14 protein-coding genes are annotated in these 15,566 nt (G+C 41.2%); 8 read left to right on the top strand and 6 right to left on the bottom strand.

What is annotated here, in order from left to right; translation table 11 throughout:
• Window position 1 precedes the first annotated feature (1 nt).
• Together ACLOAU_RS01180 and ACLOAU_RS01185 are read left to right on the top strand one after the other, a co-directional pair.
• Window positions 2-535 carry a hypothetical protein gene (locus tag ACLOAU_RS01180; protein ID WP_427859990.1) on the top strand — a complete coding sequence of 178 codons (534 nt, stop codon included), beginning with the start codon at window positions 2-4 and terminating at the stop codon, window positions 533-535.
• Between the two features lie 92 nt (window positions 536-627).
• Window positions 628-1,074, top strand: a complete 447-nt coding sequence (locus ACLOAU_RS01185) for a hypothetical protein (protein ID WP_427859992.1) — start codon at window positions 628-630, stop codon at window positions 1,072-1,074.
• A gap of 215 nt (window positions 1,075-1,289) precedes the next feature.
• On the opposite strand, the gene ACLOAU_RS01190 is transcribed toward ACLOAU_RS01185, so the two are convergent.
• Entirely contained in the window at window positions 1,290-1,859 is a 570-nt protein-coding gene (locus ACLOAU_RS01190; protein WP_114788908.1) for an RNA polymerase sigma factor, read from the bottom strand.
• A 296-nt stretch (window positions 1,860-2,155) separates the two neighbouring features.
• Between ACLOAU_RS01190 and uvrA the strand changes: the two genes are divergently transcribed.
• On the top strand, window positions 2,156-4,981 hold the full coding sequence (gene uvrA, locus ACLOAU_RS01195; protein WP_427859993.1) for an excinuclease ABC subunit UvrA: 2,826 nt from the start codon (window positions 2,156-2,158) through the stop codon (window positions 4,979-4,981).
• 173 nt (window positions 4,982-5,154) lie between these two features.
• Here uvrA and ACLOAU_RS01200 read toward each other — a convergent pair whose 3' ends face one another.
• The 3 genes from ACLOAU_RS01200 to ACLOAU_RS01210 are packed head-to-tail and all read right to left on the bottom strand — an operon-like array spanning window position 5,155 to window position 7,566.
• Window positions 5,155-6,276, bottom strand: a complete 1,122-nt coding sequence (locus ACLOAU_RS01200; protein WP_427859995.1) for an agmatine deiminase family protein — start codon at window positions 6,274-6,276, stop codon at window positions 5,155-5,157.
• Window positions 6,277-6,630, bottom strand: a complete 354-nt coding sequence (locus tag ACLOAU_RS01205) for a four helix bundle protein (RefSeq protein ID WP_427859996.1) — start codon at window positions 6,628-6,630, stop codon at window positions 6,277-6,279.
• A gap of 60 nt (window positions 6,631-6,690) precedes the next feature.
• Window positions 6,691-7,566 carry a carbon-nitrogen hydrolase gene (locus tag ACLOAU_RS01210; protein ID WP_427859997.1) on the bottom strand — a complete coding sequence of 292 codons (876 nt, stop codon included), beginning with the start codon at window positions 7,564-7,566 and terminating at the stop codon, window positions 6,691-6,693.
• A gap of 93 nt (window positions 7,567-7,659) precedes the next feature.
• Here ACLOAU_RS01210 and ACLOAU_RS01215 point away from each other — a divergent pair, with 93 nt between their 5' ends.
• Both ACLOAU_RS01215 and ACLOAU_RS01220 read left to right on the top strand, forming a co-directional pair.
• Window positions 7,660-8,226: a Crp/Fnr family transcriptional regulator gene (locus tag ACLOAU_RS01215; protein WP_427859998.1), complete on the top strand. Its 567-nt coding sequence runs from the start codon at window positions 7,660-7,662 to the stop codon at window positions 8,224-8,226.
• A 49-nt stretch (window positions 8,227-8,275) separates the two neighbouring features.
• On the top strand, window positions 8,276-8,731 hold the full coding sequence (locus tag ACLOAU_RS01220; RefSeq protein WP_427859999.1) for a DoxX family protein: 456 nt from the start codon (window positions 8,276-8,278) through the stop codon (window positions 8,729-8,731).
• A gap of 67 nt (window positions 8,732-8,798) precedes the next feature.
• On the opposite strand, the gene ACLOAU_RS01225 is transcribed toward ACLOAU_RS01220, so the two are convergent.
• Both ACLOAU_RS01225 and glyA read right to left on the bottom strand, forming a co-directional pair.
• Complete coding sequence (locus ACLOAU_RS01225) at window positions 8,799-9,218, bottom strand: DUF4293 domain-containing protein (RefSeq protein WP_427860000.1); 420 nt, start codon at window positions 9,216-9,218, stop codon at window positions 8,799-8,801.
• 84 nt (window positions 9,219-9,302) lie between these two features.
• Entirely contained in the window at window positions 9,303-10,583 is a 1,281-nt protein-coding gene (glyA, locus tag ACLOAU_RS01230; RefSeq protein ID WP_427860001.1) for a serine hydroxymethyltransferase, read from the bottom strand.
• Between the two features lie 263 nt (window positions 10,584-10,846).
• Between glyA and ACLOAU_RS01235 the strand changes: the two genes are divergently transcribed.
• From ACLOAU_RS01235 to ACLOAU_RS01245, 3 genes are all read left to right on the top strand, one after another.
• Window positions 10,847-11,836, top strand: coding sequence for a sugar phosphate nucleotidyltransferase (locus ACLOAU_RS01235; protein ID WP_427860002.1), 990 nt, complete (start codon window positions 10,847-10,849; stop codon window positions 11,834-11,836).
• A gap of 99 nt (window positions 11,837-11,935) precedes the next feature.
• On the top strand, window positions 11,936-12,880 hold the full coding sequence (locus ACLOAU_RS01240) for an NAD(P)H-dependent flavin oxidoreductase (protein WP_427860003.1): 945 nt from the start codon (window positions 11,936-11,938) through the stop codon (window positions 12,878-12,880).
• A 12-nt stretch (window positions 12,881-12,892) separates the two neighbouring features.
• Entirely contained in the window at window positions 12,893-15,565 is a 2,673-nt protein-coding gene (locus ACLOAU_RS01245; protein WP_427860004.1) for a hypothetical protein, read from the top strand.
• The last annotated feature ends 1 nt before the right edge of the window (window position 15,566 follow it).

The raw sequence follows: 15,566 nt of genomic DNA on the forward strand, positions 1-15,566 counted from the left end.
AATGAAACGAAGTATTGCTCTGGCCTGCTTTTTCTTAACCTCAATATACCTGGTATTCATCAGTTCCTGTAAAAAAGAAAGTAGCGGAGAGCAGGGTTATTACGTAACAACCGCCTATAAAAATACGCTTGCGGTGCCTGTAACCATTCAATACGGTTTGCGATTGAAAAGACAGCCGGTTAAGGAGGATACTACGGGGTTTATCGGCCAGGGAATAGTAATCGAACCTGGAAAGGCTTATGAGACTTCGGTATTTATATGTACGGCTAATTGCGGGCCCCAATTTCTGAGCGAGTCAGATCCCCGTTATCAGAAAAACCTCGTTAAGGTAACTATAAGTGGCAAAGAGAAAATAGACACCTTGTGCAGCGTTTATTATTGGCTTTTTCCGGATGCTGAAAGAAAGACAACCTGCGAAGCCGACGTGGCCAATCTTTTTAAAGATGAACAATGGGTTAAAACCAAGGATGCTGCCGGAAATATTATACGGAGAGAATATGTAATAGACGAGTCTGATATGGCGGAAATGAGATAATTTTTTGAAATAGCGACTTTGCTTATTGGTTAGCTGTTGCGAAATAGTAATTGCCTGCGTTTTTAATAATATACTTTTAAATTCATACTGCGATGAGGTTTTCAATTGTTAGTATACTTTTCATTGGCCTGGTAATATTGGCATGTAATAAAAACTCCCGGGTTAACGATGACTGCGAATCGGGCTGCAAACCCAACCGCGTATGCACTGAAGAATTCAGGAGTTTAATGGTGCAGGTAATTAACCGTTCTTATGCGGGAGTGGAGCTGGATAGTTTTAAAGTGATAAGAGTAAGCGATCAAAAAATAATACTTGACAATAGCAAATGGCAACCGTCGCCTGGTGTTTCTTATATGCCGGGTGCTTATTTGGTGTATTCGGATGCCTATAGGGACGAAACTTCGGTTTGCGGTGAGGACTTTGTATTTAAGGGGTATTTGGATAACCAGGCCGTTGCAAATGGGGTATTTAAAATAGCACATGACTGTTGTCATATTAACCTGGTATCCGGCGATACAAAGATTGTTATAGACAAATAAAAACCGCTGATCAAATCAGCGGTTTCAATTAGTCGTCATCCTGTGTAAACCGGTTGGCTTCGGCAAGAATAATTCACAAGGATTTAGCGAATTTCTTTTGTCCTATCGGAAACACAAGATGACAATATCTTAAACTATCGGTCGTCGTTGTTTCCTATACTAACGAATATTATGTTGGAAATGTTTTAGTAACAATGCTTTAATAATTGTTAAAACTATTTCCCGGTCATTAGTTTTCTTAAGTTCATTAATCCGTAACGCATTCTGCCCAATGCTGTATTAATACTGCATCCGGTCATGTCTGCAATTTCTTTAAAGCTAAGGTTCGCAAAATGTCTCAATATGATTACTTCCCTTTGCTCTTCGGGTAACTGTTCCAAAAGGTCTTTAGCCTTACCCATACTTTGAACTTTGATTATCTTGTCTTCGGCATTTTGTTCGGTACAGTTAATAGTGTCCAGCACTTCATTATCTGTATTGCTTTTTGCAAAGGGAAAACGCTTCAATTTTCTAAAATAATCAACGCACAAATTATGGGCAATACGCATCGCCCAGGGCAGGAACTTACCTTCCTCTTTGTATTTACCACTTTTAAGGGTTTCTATAATCTTAATAAAAACATCCTGCGAAATATCTTCCGCGTGGTATTTATCCTTGACAATAAAAAGTATCGTATTAAAAAGCTTGTCCTTGTACCTCTCCAGTAATGAATCGAGGGCCGATTCGTTACCACTTGTAAACAAGTGTATAAGCTCGTTGTCGCTCTTTTTTATATCTGTAGTCATTACTTTCTGAAATGATTAAAATGGTTGTAGCTCTTCTGTTTCTCCCCATGTACCGTTCTCTCTATTACTGCTACGGATGCAAATCACCCAAAAAATTGCCCAAAAGTGTTAAAAATTTTGTTAAAGTTACAATTATTTGTTAACAAACTGTTGATTATCAATAATAATATTTTTAATGACGTGGTGCTTAGGGTAATGTGATCTCTATTTCGAAAACCGGCTAAAAAGCCCGAAAAACAAGTATTTCTAAACAATTTTGCAGCTACTTTTGTAAGCTGTACAGGTAAAATTTAATAATGGCGGCACAGAAAAAATCAAGCGGCGAAATACTGATAAAAGGGGCGAAAGTTCATAATCTTAAAGATGTAACTGTTAGTATTCCGAGAAATAAATTTATTGTGGTTACAGGTGTTTCTGGTTCGGGAAAATCTTCTTTGACCATTGACACCTTGTATGCTGAAGGGCAACGGCGGTATGCTGAAAGTCTTAGTGCTTATGCAAGGCAATTCTTAAACCGCATGAATAAACCAGAGGTAGATTATATTAAAGGATTGTGCCCCGCCATAGCTATAGAGCAAAAGGTAATTACCCGTACGCCCCGTAGTACAGTTGGTACGATGACGGAGATCTATGATTATTTAAGATTGCTGTTTGCAAGGGCCGGTGTAACTATTTCGCCTGTATCAGGACAGGAAGTTAAAAAAGATGATGTTGCTGATGTGGTGGGCGCTATCCGGAAACTGCAGGAAGGAGATAAGGTTTTTATCCTGGTTAAATTTAAACAGCATCGTAACCGGGATATCAAAGAAGAACTGAACATATTAATGCAAAAGGGTTTTAGCCGGATTGCAATGGATAGCAATGATGCCGGTGAGGGAATGGCGGTAAAACGGATCGAGGACTTTTTAGAAATGGATGCTGCTGCTATAACCAAACAGTTTCAGGCAGGTAGAGGCAAAAAAGAAAGCGCCTATATTTTGATAGACCGTATTGTAGCAAAAGATTTTGATGAAGATGATATTCATCGCCTTGGAGATTCGATTGGTACGGCGTTTTACGAGGGTGAAGGGGATGTGTATGTTGAAGTAATTCCGAAAAGCGGGAAGAAGAAGTTGCTGAATTTTAATAGTCGTTTTGAGCTGGATGGTATTGTGTTTGAAGAGCCACAGCCTAATCTTTTTTCTTTTAATAATCCTTTGGGCGCTTGTCCTACCTGCGAGGGTTTTAGCCTGGTTTTAGGTATTGATACCGACCTGGTAATACCTGATAAAAGATTAAGTGTTTATGAGGGTGCCGTGGCTCCCTGGAAAGGGGAGAAATTGGGTAAACGGAAAGATGCTTTTGTAAGAGCTGCGGCTAAAGATAATTTCCCGGTGCATAAACCGGTGGCAGATCTTACCAAAGAGCAATACAATTATTTATGGAAAACAAGAGGTGGCATCAATGATTTTTTCAGAGAAGTAGAGCAGAATTTATACAAGGTACAGTACCGTGTTTTATTAAGCCGCTATAGAGGGCGAACTACCTGTCCTGATTGTAACGGTTATCGTCTCCGCAAAGAAGCATTGTACGTTCAGGTCGGAGGAAAGAATATCGGAGAGCTTTGCGAAATGCCGGCACGGGATTTAAAAACCTGGTTTGATCAGCTAAAGCTAACCAGTCATCAAAAAGAAATAGCGAAACGTATTTTATTAGAGGTTAATAATCGCCTCGATACTTTATTGAAGGTTGGATTAGGATACCTGACCATGAACAGGGTGGCCAATACATTGAGTGGTGGCGAAAGCCAGCGCATACAGTTAACCCGTAGTTTGGGTAGTAACTTAACCAACTCGCTATATATACTGGATGAGCCATCGATCGGTTTGCATTCGCGCGATACCAGCAACCTGATCAAAGTATTGAAAGAGCTGCGCGATTTAAATAATACGGTAGTGGTAGTGGAGCACGATGAAATGGTGATGCAGCATGCGGATCATATTATCGATATGGGACCTTTGGCATCCCATTTAGGAGGAGAGGTAGTGGCTGAAGGTGATTTTAAAACCCTGATCAAAAACCCTGAGAGTTTAACAGGTAAGTATCTAAGCGGTGAGTTTTCTATTGCGCCGCCCAAAACAGTGCGTAAATGGAATCGTTCAATCAAGGTAGAAGGAGCGAGACATAATAACTTAAAGGATATTACGGTGGAGTTTCCACTCAATGTGCTTTGTGTGGTAAGTGGCGTTAGTGGTAGCGGAAAAACCACGCTGGTAAAACAGATCTTATACCCGGCCTTACAAAAAATGAAGGGCGAGTTCAGTGGCGATAAAGTAGGATTTCATAAAGCCATTACAGGTGATGTGGAGAGCGTGCAGCAGATAGAAATGGTGGATCAGAACCCGATTGGTAAATCTTCGAGAAGTAACCCGGTTACTTATATAAAAGCTTACGATGAGATCAGGGATCTTTTTGCAAAGCAGCCGTTAAGTAAGATGAGGGGATTTCAACCCAAACATTTTTCTTTTAACGTAGATGGGGGCAGATGTGATACCTGTAAAGGAGAAGGCGAACAAATTGTTGAAATGCAGTTCCTGGCCGATGTGCACCTGGTTTGCGAAAGCTGCGGCGGTAAACGTTTCAAAGAAGAGATACTGGAAGTTAAATACAAAGACAAGAGTATTTTCGATGTGCTCGAAATGAGCGTGGATGAAGCCATTGACTTTTTTGCAGATGAAAGAAAATTGTCAGATGCAATCAGACCATTGAGCGATGTAGGATTAGGCTATGTTAAATTGGGGCAGTCTTCAGATACTTTATCGGGCGGTGAGGCGCAAAGGGTAAAACTGGCTTCGTTCCTGGGTAAGGGCAAAGCCAGTAATAAAGTGCTGTTTATTTTTGATGAGCCTACTACGGGTCTTCATTTTCATGATATTAAAAAGCTGTTGGCTTCTTTTAATGCGTTGATTGAACAGGGACATTCTATACTGGTGATAGAACATAATATAGATGTAATAAGAAGTGCGGATTGGCTGATTGAACTGGGACCCGATGCAGGCGATGGTGGCGGTGAGTTAGTATTTGCGGGGAAACCAACTGATATCAAAAAAGTAAAAGAAAGTTATACTTCGAAATATATTTAGGAATGACGTTTATCCTGGAAGTGTTTTAAAAAAAGCATTGAGGAGTTAAGGATTAAGGGGACTATTTCTTAATGTCACTTAATTCCTTAATGGTTAAAATAATAACAACAGAAAGCAAACAAAAGAGGTTGATCCGGACGGATCAACCTCTTTTGTTAAAAATATAAATGAAGTTATATAGCAGGTTCCTGCTGGCTTAAGCAATGAAAGCTTCCCAGGCCCCAGATGATTTCAGTAGAATCAATACCGATAACCGTTCTGTCTTTAAAATGCTCCTGTATAATTTTTAACGCAGCATCATCTTTACTGCAACGATAAGTAGGTACTATCACCGATTTATTAGCAATGTAAAAATTAGCGTAGGATGCCGGCAATCTCTGCTCTTCATACACTACCGCATCAGGCATGGGTAGTTCAATAATATTGAGCTGTTTGCCGTTCAATAAACGCATTTGTTGTAGTTGCTTCAGGTTATTTTGAAGCAATTCGTAATTCTCGTCGTTTTTATTTTCTTCAATAACAGTTAGCACCGTATCCTCATTTACAAAACGAACCGTATCATCAATATGTCCATCAGTGTCATCGCCTACAATACCATCTTCTACCCAAAGTACCTGCTCTGCGCCATAGTAATTGTATAAATATTCCTCTATTTGCTGCTGATTCAGGTGTGGGTTCCTGTTTTTGTTTAAGAGACAGGCAGTAGAAGTTAGTATAGTGCCATTGCCATTAAATTCAACAGACCCGCCTTCCATAACGATTCCCGGGTTAAAAACCGGTAATCCGAATTGCAGTGCAATCTTTGTCGGAACCACATCATCGAGGTCATAGGGAGGATACTTATCGCCCCAGGCGTTATATCCCCAGTCAACCACCACTTTTTTATGTTCTTTTGCATTAGGGTTGATGAGGAACGCTGGTCCATGATCCCGACACCAGGCATCGTTGGTTTCATTAAAATAGAACGCAACTTTAGTAAGATCAACACCTTGTTTTTGGAGATGCTTTAATGCAAAAGATTTCATTTTTTCATCTGCCACATTAATACGCACCAGTTCGTGTTTTGCTAATTCTTTAATGAAGTGTGCATAGTATGGATATATCGTATTGAGCTTGCCCGGCCACGACGCTTCTTTATGAGGCCAGCTCAGCCAGGTAGCCTCATGCTGGTGCCATTCGGCGGGAAAAGAATAGCCAAGTTGTTTGGGTGTTGATAAGTCGGGAAGTCGAAAAGTCGGAGAGTCTGGAAGTCCGGATGTCGGGGAGTTCGGAAGGCCGGATGTATTAGATGTCATTTATTTTAAAGAATTTTTTAAGGCATTAATCATAACCAGTATTTCTTCACATAGTTTGTAAAGAGAATTAAAGCTGTCTGCAGGGATGATATTTCTTCTCTTACCTAAATGAAGGCATCCTACTACTTCTATATTGGATCGAAGTGCAATATTCAAAAACCGTTTAAATTCTGCATTACTTTGGCCTGTTGAGCCTTCCGCAATATTAAGGGAAACAGAATCTGCTGCCCTTCTTATCTGAGAAGCTAATGCAAACCGCTCGTCTATAGGAAATAGTCTGGCCAGACAATCCGCTTCAAAAGACAGGTCAACTGCTTTCTGCCAAACCATTAGTTTTTCAAATTTGAAAGACAAATTAATATAATTATAGTTTGATTGATCTTACAGACTTTCTGACTTACGAACTTACTGACTTTAATTCTCGTCTATGTAACGCTTTGTAATAGGCTGATAACTGTCTATCCTTCTGTCGCGCAGAAAAGGCCAATGCATCCGGAAATTATCTGCTTCCTTCAGGTCTAACTCAACCACTTCAGTTTCTTCATTATCATGCGATGCCAGGTAAATCAGTTTGCCCTGCCCGTTGGTAGCAAAGCTGCCACCCCAAAATTTCATCGCACCATTTTGTTCAAATCCAACACGGTTCACGCTTACTACCGGAATGCCGTTAGCAACAGCATGGCTGCGCTGTATCGTTTGCCAGGCATTGTATTGGTCTTTATTAGTTTCTTCATCCTGTTCCGTTGCCCAACCAATTGCAGTAGGGTAGAACAAGATCTCAGCACCCATCAACGCCGTGATACGGGCCGCTTCAGGATACCATTGATCCCAGCAGATCAATATACCAATAGTTGCAAATTTGGTCTTAAATACTTTATAGCCGAGGTCGCCTGGTGTAAAGTAGAATTTTTCGTAATAAGCGGGATCATCCGGGATATGCATTTTACGATACTTGCCTAGGTAGGTTCCATCTGCGTCCAGCACAGCAGTTGTGTTGTGATACAAGCCTTCAGCTCTTTTTTCGAAAAGTGAGGCGATAATGACAACGCCCAGTTCTTTAGCCAAAGCACCCAACACTTCGGTAGAAGGGCCGGGAATGGACTCAGCCAGAGAAAAGTTATTATAATCTTCTACATCACAGAAATATAATGAAGTAAACAGCTCCTGCAGGCATACAATCTGTGCGCCTTTAGCAGCTGCTTCCCTTGTTTTTTCAATTGCTTTGTCCAGATTTTCCTGCTTATCTGCAGTACAACTCATCTGAACCATGCCTATTTTTACTTTTGCCATGTCGTTTTTTTATAGAAGGTGCAAAGGTACTTCAAAAAATCAGTACAGGTTACAAAATGGATATAGCCTTTTTATCTTTATAAAAAGAATGGTATGGAACTGATAAAGAAGTATTTTGATGAACTACAGGTACAAAACACGCACGACTGGAACTTTTTTCGGTCAAAACTCGAATGCATTAACTATCCCGCACGTACCGTTATTTTGAAAAAAGGTCAGGTGGAACAATACCTTTCGTTTATTGAAAAAGGCATCGTTCGGTTTTATATACCCCAGGAAGACCGGGAATTAACTTTCTCTTTTTCCTTTGCAAATAATTTTGTCAGCGCTTACGATTCTTTTTTAAGAGCAATGCCAAGTTTATATCAGGTGGAAACATTGACTGAATCTACTTTATGGCGAATAAACATTACCGACCTGCAGGAGGTATACGAACAAACTGATGCCGGAAATATCATAGGAAGAAAAGCAGCAGAGGGACTGTTTCTCAAGAAGTCTCAAAGAGAAATGTCATTATTGTATGATAACGCCGAAACCCGGTATCTGAAGCTATTGTCTGAGCAACCCCATTTAATTCAGCAAATACCATTAAAATATCTTGCATCTTATATTGGAATAACACCACAGGCATTAAGCAGGATCAGGAAAAGGATTTCTTAACCCGGGTTCATTTTTGTTAACAGCAATTGATTTGATATTTGTTGAAAAAATGAAACCACTGATCTTACTTCTGATATGTTTCTTACTAACCGGCCTGGGAATACGTATTTACGAGGGTGCCTGGAATGTGCCTTTGGCGGGGAAGGCAGCTATGGCTATTATGTTGCTATTTACGGGAGCAGCCCATTTCAGGTTTAATGCGGGCATGACAGCCATGCTTCCTGCTTTTATTCCGTTCCGAAAAGCTATTGTTTATGCAACCGGCATTTTTGAAATAGTTGCAGCGGCCGGCTTGCTTTGTAATAGTGTAAGCGTACCGGTGGCCTGGTCGCTTATCCTTTTCTTTGTTTTGGTATTGCCGGCTAATATTTATGCAGCTCTTCAAAAAGTAAACTACGAAAACCCAAATGAGAGGGGGCCTTCTGCCCGCTATCTTTGGTTTAGGGTACCATTACAATTGTTTTTTATAGCCTGGGTTTATTTCTTTTCGATCATTAATCAGTGATCAGCTTGCCTGGCACAAAAAATGCGGAACTTTTCGGCTCCGCATTTTGTATATTTTTTTGCTTTTTTTACCTGAGACGGTCCAGATCTTTGATCAGTTTCTGGTCTTTTCTAATACCCTGTATCGCAAAGAAAAAGCCTATTACAATCAATAAAGTGAGTAATGCTGTAATAGCTATGTTGCCCGCAGAAAAGTTCTGGCTATAAATCCAGTATACAGCGATCAGCCCCAAAGAAGCGATCAATCCTAAAATGCTTAATTGTATTTGCTTCTTGCGGTCTTTGAACAGGAATATGGTTACAGCAGATAAGCCCAATACTAACACCGTCAATAATATTAAGTATATATTATCTGTGGCTGTTAGCTCAGGGCCCTCTACACCAGTAGTTCCGGGCGCTACAACGCCACTGTAAAATGGAAGTTTAAAAGTCAATCCGCTGCTGATAGCAGAAAGCAATAACCACAGTGTTTGTTTTCTTTGAATCATCTTTATAAGTTGAAGTGTTAAACAAGTTGACAAGTCTGCAAGGGGAGCCTTTATTAGCTCATCAACTTTTCAACGGTGAACTACTTATCCAAGCTCCGGATACAACGGGAACTGCTTCATGAAAGCTTTTACCTCTTCTCTTACATCGCCAATCAGCTTTTCGTCATCAGCGTTAGTAAGCACTCTGTCTATCAGGTCCACCACCTGTATTACGTGATCTTCTTTCAACCCCCGTGTAGTTACCGCAGGAACACCTATCCTGATACCTGATGTAACAAAAGGAGACTTATCGTCGAATGGTACAGCGTTTTTATTCAGGGTGATAAAGGCCTTGTCTAAAGTTTCCTGTGCTTTTTTACCGGTGATATTTTTGTTGCGAAGGTCAATCAGCATCAGGTGGTTATCGGTGCCACCGCTGATCAGGTTATAATCTTTAGCCACAAAAGCCTTAGCCATAGCTTGCGAATTCGCCACAATTTGTTGAGCGTAAGCAGTAAAACTGTCATCTAATATCTCGCCAAAAGCTACTGCTTTAGCAGCAATGATGTGCTCCAACGGACCTCCCTGTATACCGGGGAATACCGCCAGGTCTAACAATTGAGTAATCGTACGTGTGTTTCCTTTAGGATCTTTAATACCCCATGGATTTTCAAAATCGTGGCGTACCATAATAACACCTCCGCGCGGGCCGCGCAATGTTTTATGAGTGGTACTGGTTACAATATGGCAATGATCGAAAGGATCGTTCAATAAACCCTTTGCAATCAACCCTGCCGGATGTGCAATATCAGCCAAAACTATAGCGCCGATTTTATCGGCAACCGCACGAATGCGGGCATAGTCCCAGTCACGGCTGTAGGCAGAAGCGCCGCAAATAATCATTTTAGGCTTTTCGGCCAATGCTTTTTGTTCCAGGTCTTCGTACTCAACTAATCCTGTTTCTTTATTTACTCCGTAAGAAATAACCTTGTAATGCTTACCGCTAAAATTCGCGGGGCTGCCATGGGTAAGGTGTCCACCCATGCTCAGGTCCAGTCCCATTATAGTATCACCGGGCTTTAAAACAGCCTGGAAGATGGCTGCATTGGCCTGCGCACCACTGTGTGGTTGCACATTAGCCCAGCTTAAATTAAATATTTGCTTTAACCTGTCGATAGCCAGGTTCTCAATTTCATCAACTACTTCACAACCACCATAATACCTGCGTCCGGGATAACCTTCAGCATATTTATTGGCGGGCACGCTACCCATTGCCTGTAATACCTGGTAAGAAACAAAGTTTTCTGAGGCAATCAACTCAATGTCGTTGCGCTGTCGCTCTAATTCTTTATTGAGCAGTTCAAAGAGGATAGTATCATTTTGCATGGCGCAAAATTAAGGTTATACAAATTTTTATCGGCATATTTTACCCACAAGAACCTTGTTTTTATGTGTAAATGATAAATTTAGCCTTACAGGATGGAAATACACAGGAAATCTATACCTGTGCAAATGACCGGCTTGTTTAGCCGCGATCAAGAAAAAGAAGTTGGAACATGAATACAGCAGCTGATTTTTCATTTTTTGCTTACCTTCACTTTTTTATAACATAGAGTAAACTATTTTCCCCATCCCGGGGTTTGTTATATATGAAGGCAATCATCCCTGTTGCAGGTACCGGAACTAAATTGAGACCCCATAGCTATACGCAACCCAAAGCGTTGATACCATTGGCGGACAAAACTGTTTTGAGCATTATCGTTGATCAGCTCAAAGATGCCGGCGTTGACGAATTTATTTTTATCATAGGTTACCTGGGCGATAAGATTTATCATTATATCAAAGATAAACATAGCGATATCGTTGCTCATTTTGTTGGACAGGAAGATCGGAGAGGCGTTGGGCATGCCATTAGCTTGGCAAAAGACCTGGTTAAAGGTGATGAAATATTGATCACTCTTGGAGATACGATCTGTGAGTATGATGTGAACGAGGTTCTACGGGCGGAAGGTTCTTATATCGGTGTTCGCAAAGTTGATAATCCACGGGACTTTGGTGTAGCGGAAATAGACAGTAACGGCATTATCGAATCGGTAATTGAGAAACCGCATATTCCCAAGTCTAACATGGCCATGGTAGGGGTGTATAAAATTGTGGAAACAGATGTTCTCTTTTCCTGTCTCGAAAAAAATATAACAGCAGGCTTATTAACCCATGGCGAGTTTAGCATCACAGATGCCATTCATTGCATGATTGAAAAGGGCGTTACTTTCAGGTCATTCAAAGTTGATAACTGGTTTGATGCCGGAAATAAGGACACCCTGTTGAAATCGAATGCTACCCTGTTAAAGAAGTTTGGTGTAGAAGCTGATCCCTCAAAATATCCGAATACCGTTTTGATCCCGCCCGTAAGCATAGGTATAGGTTGTTCTATAGAAAACTGTATTATTGGTCCTAATGTTACCCTGGGCGAATACACTAATATGGCGCAATCTATTGTTAAAAACTCAATTGTCGGCGCTTATTCCAACCTATACGATATTGTTTTAGAAGACTCTCTTATTGGAAGCGATACCAGTTTAAAAGGAGAGTCAAGAAGCCTCAATATCGGAGATAATACCAGTATCGACCTGGGATAGTGCAATCATCTGAAGGGCAGGCAGTCGTAAAGGGCACCGCTGTATTAATTATGCAATAAACATAGTATCTTCCGGTAAATTGCCTGAACCGGATGAATTATGTTTCAAACAAAAATTACCCAACTTTTCAATATTGAGTACCCCATTATCCAGGCTGGGATGGTGTGGGCCAGCGGATGGAAGCTTGCAAGCGCTGTAAGCAATGCCGGCGGTCTGGGTATTATAGGGGCCGGATCAATGAATCCTGCTTTGCTGAAAGAACATATAAAAAAATGCAAAGCCGCCACCAGCTTGCCTTTTGCTGTTAACCTGCCTCTGTTGTATCATGATATTGATCAGCAGGTGCAAACTATCATAGAAGAAAAAGTTCCCATTGTTTTTACAAGCGCCGGTAATCCTAAAACCTGGACCGCTATTTTTAAGCAGGCCGGCATTATTGTGGTGCATGTTGTCAGTAGCAGCAAATTTGCTTTAAAGGCGCAGCAGGCTGGCTGCGATGCTGTAGTAGCCGAAGGCTTTGAAGCCGGGGGGCATAACGGTCGTGAAGAAACGACAACGATGGTATTGATACCATTGGTAGCTGCGGCCGTGGATATACCGGTTATTGCAGCTGGTGGTATTGCTACAGGCCGGCAGATGCTGGCGGCTTTTGCTTTAGGTGCCGAAGCTGTGCAGATGGGAAGCCGGTTTGTAGCATGTATTGAAGCTTCTTCACACGTTCGGTTTAAAGACAAGGTAATAAATGCGATGGAGGGAGATACACGGCTGTCCATGAAAATATTAACGCCGGTACGATTGCTTAAAAATAATTTCTCTGATAGAATAGAAGCTGCAGAAAACCGTTGTGTGTCGCGGGAAGAGTTGGCTGTCTTATTAGGAAAGGGACGTGCCAGGCAGGGTATGTTTGAAGGAGATCTGGAGGAGGGAGAGCTCGAAATAGGCCAGGTAAGCGCCTTGCTCAACGATATGCCATCGGCGGCAACAATTATATCAACTGTCTGGAACGAATTTCTCAGTGAAAAAAATAGAATAGCGCATCTTTAATATCCGGCTCCTATGAAGCAATACTTTCTCCTAAGCTTTTGTTTTTGTTTAGTTCTTGGTGAGGTACAGGCGCAGTTCGACCGGTTTCAGCATGAGATGGAAACCCGGGACAGTATGGCTACTTTTCATGGAAGAGAAAAGATCTTTATCCATTTTGATAAACCTCAATATCAAATAAATGATACGATGTGGCTGAAGGGCTATATCGTATCCGGCAATATGAATATGGTGAACGATAGCAGCCGTATTGCTTATATAGAATTTATTGATGTTAACGGTCAGCTGGTAAAACCTATCAGTGCTACATGTGATTTGGGTCTTTTTTACAGCAACATAACTTTAGGTGATCAGTTATTCCCCCAGGGAGATTATATTTTGCGGGCCTACACAGAGCGTATGCGTAGTTTTGGTGATTCCTTGTTTTTTCAAACATCGTTTAAAATTATTAATCCCAAAGCTGAAATGTGGAAAGCGACTTTAAACGAGTTGAGTTTTATTGATGATCGACTTTTTATTGCAGCGGGCCTGCGTGCCAATGAGCAAGCTCCGTTATTGAACAGCAGGGTTACTGTAGCACTGAAATCGAAAAATAAAACAGTATTCCGTAAACGAATGATCACAGATGCAGGCGGTAATATTTATATCGACACCCTGTTAAAAAATCAGTCTGATAAAAAGAATTTTCACATTGAAATAACCAATAAAGACCTGGACCTTAAAATTCCGTTACCTGACAATAATCAGCCTATCGATTTACAGTTTTTACCGGAAGGAGGGAGTTTTATTGTGGGGTACCAACAAAGGCTGGGTTTTAAGGCACTAAATATTTATGGTAAAGGAGTGGATGTGAAAGGTGTTATTAAAGATAGCAAGGGTAATATTTTGACGTCTTTTGAATCTGTATACAAGGGGATGGGCATAGTGGAGATGACGCCGCTGCCGGGTGAAACATACACGGCCTCGCTGGATAATGGATCGAATTATAAAATTCTGCCCGCAGCAGCTCGGGGATGGGCTTTGCAGGTGGGTTACACCGGGCAGGGGGACAGTATTGTTATTAAAGTTGATACCAATGATCCCGCGGATACAGCCGGCTGTTTTATTACCGGTGAAACAAGAGGTTATAATTTTCTAAAGGGACGTTTACGGAAGAAACAACATCATGAGTTAAGACTACCCGCATCTACTTTCCCCAGCGGCGTTGCCAGGGTTACCTTGTACAATGCAAATGGAGTTCCGGTTAATGAAAGAGCATTATGGGTGTGGCATGATGATGATTTGAAGTTACAGTTAACTACGGCAAAGAATGTTTACAGTAATAAAGACAGCGTTGCATTGACCCTGACTGTGAAAAATGATGCGGGCGAACCTGTATTAGGAAGCTTTTCTTTGGCTGTATTGGATACAAGCCAGGTATCATTTAATATGAACGCCGAAAACATTGTAAGCTACATGGCTTTAAGCGCGGATTTGAAGGGATCGGTTGAAACGCCTTATTATTTTATAAAGAATCCGCGGAGTAAAGCAACAGATGCGTTGATGCTGACGCAAGGCTGGGTGAAATATGATTTTGGGAACACTCCTGGAAAATATGGTTATGAAAAAGAGTTTGCAATAAGAGGGAAGGTTACTAATATCTTAAACAAGCCTTCTGACAACACTAATGTTACTTTATTTGGTCGCGATGGTCGTAATGGCATCTTTTTTAAAGATACACTCACCGATAATGAAGGTCAGTTTTATCTCAGGAATTTTCCGCTGTTCGTAACCGATAGTGTGAGCACGCTTATAAAAGCAGTAAATAAAAGGGATAAATCTTTTGGAGTAGGTGTGGAGGTATTTAATAAAGAATACCCGGGAATACCCGTGCCTGAAGCGATATTTGATCCGGGAAGCATCTTATTTGATACGGCAGCCAAAAGGGCAATTGACAGGCGGTCTGCAGTAATGGAACAATTGAGAAGAGATGGCCGTTACCTTGAGGAAGTGATTGTGACTGCGAAAGCTCGTATACCTGGCTCAAAAAACCTGAACGAGGATGGCGGATCTGATCAAACCATCACGCAGTCGGTATTGGAACAAACGCCCAAAGATGATTTGCTTACGGTGTTGAGTAAGCAAATACCTGGCTTTCCACGTATGCGAGGCATGCCTTTTACTATTGGCAGAAGCCGGATAGAAATTGTGATAGATGGGATGGACCTGAAGTTTTTTGAAATGAATCCCATCGATGTTTTACAATACTATTCAGCAGAAGATGTTAAAGGTATTGAAGTGATGAGAAGTCCCCGGTACTCTATGCAATACCAGGTGCGGTTTAATGAAGGAAAGGTAGATTTTATGGATCCGCCTATTTATGTTGAAATTACAACCCATGGTGGAGTGGGCCCTTTCCTAAAAAAAATGCCGGGTATGTATTTATTGAAGCCTGATGCTCCTTTTGTAGGACGCCGGTTTTACAGTCCCCGATACACTTCGCCCGACCAGGAAACCATCTTCCCTGATCTCAGGCAAACCATTTACTGGAATTCAGATATTATTACCCATAAAAATGGTGAAGCAAAACTATCTTTTTATACTTCGGAGAGTAAGGGAAGTTACCTGATCATTGTTCAGGGAACTGATTTGAAAGGAAGTTTCGGCACTTTGATTGCCCCGTTAAAAATAGATGCAGAACGTGAATAGG

The sequence above is a fragment of the Paraniabella aurantiaca genome (genome assembly GCF_050309965.1).
In the GTDB taxonomy this organism is placed as follows: domain Bacteria; phylum Bacteroidota; class Bacteroidia; order Chitinophagales; family Chitinophagaceae; genus Niabella.

Bases quoted from the DNA above. Each gene is read 5' to 3' on its own strand.
- ACLOAU_RS01235 (WP_427860002.1), top strand. From the start codon at position 10,847: ATGAAGGCAATCATCCCTGTTGCAGGTACCGGAACTAAATTGAGACCC.
- ACLOAU_RS01215 (WP_427859998.1), top strand. From the start codon at position 7,660: ATGGAACTGATAAAGAAGTATTTTGATGAACTACAGGTACAAAACACG.
- glyA (WP_427860001.1), bottom strand. From the start codon at position 10,583: ATGCAAAATGATACTATCCTCTTTGAACTGCTCAATAAAGAATTAGAG.
- ACLOAU_RS01210 (WP_427859997.1), bottom strand. From the start codon at position 7,566: ATGGCAAAAGTAAAAATAGGCATGGTTCAGATGAGTTGTACTGCAGAT.
- ACLOAU_RS01245 (WP_427860004.1), top strand. From the start codon at position 12,893: ATGAAGCAATACTTTCTCCTAAGCTTTTGTTTTTGTTTAGTTCTTGGT.
- ACLOAU_RS01190 (WP_114788908.1), bottom strand. From the start codon at position 1,859: ATGACTACAGATATAAAAAAGAGCGACAACGAGCTTATACACTTGTTT.
- ACLOAU_RS01240 (WP_427860003.1), top strand. From the start codon at position 11,936: ATGTTTCAAACAAAAATTACCCAACTTTTCAATATTGAGTACCCCATT.
- ACLOAU_RS01220 (WP_427859999.1), top strand. From the start codon at position 8,276: ATGAAACCACTGATCTTACTTCTGATATGTTTCTTACTAACCGGCCTG.
- uvrA (WP_427859993.1), top strand. From the start codon at position 2,156: ATGGCGGCACAGAAAAAATCAAGCGGCGAAATACTGATAAAAGGGGCG.
- ACLOAU_RS01185 (WP_427859992.1), top strand. From the start codon at position 628: ATGAGGTTTTCAATTGTTAGTATACTTTTCATTGGCCTGGTAATATTG.
- ACLOAU_RS01200 (WP_427859995.1), bottom strand. From the start codon at position 6,276: ATGACATCTAATACATCCGGCCTTCCGAACTCCCCGACATCCGGACTT.
- ACLOAU_RS01225 (WP_427860000.1), bottom strand. From the start codon at position 9,218: ATGATTCAAAGAAAACAAACACTGTGGTTATTGCTTTCTGCTATCAGC.
- ACLOAU_RS01180 (WP_427859990.1), top strand. From the start codon at position 2: ATGAAACGAAGTATTGCTCTGGCCTGCTTTTTCTTAACCTCAATATAC.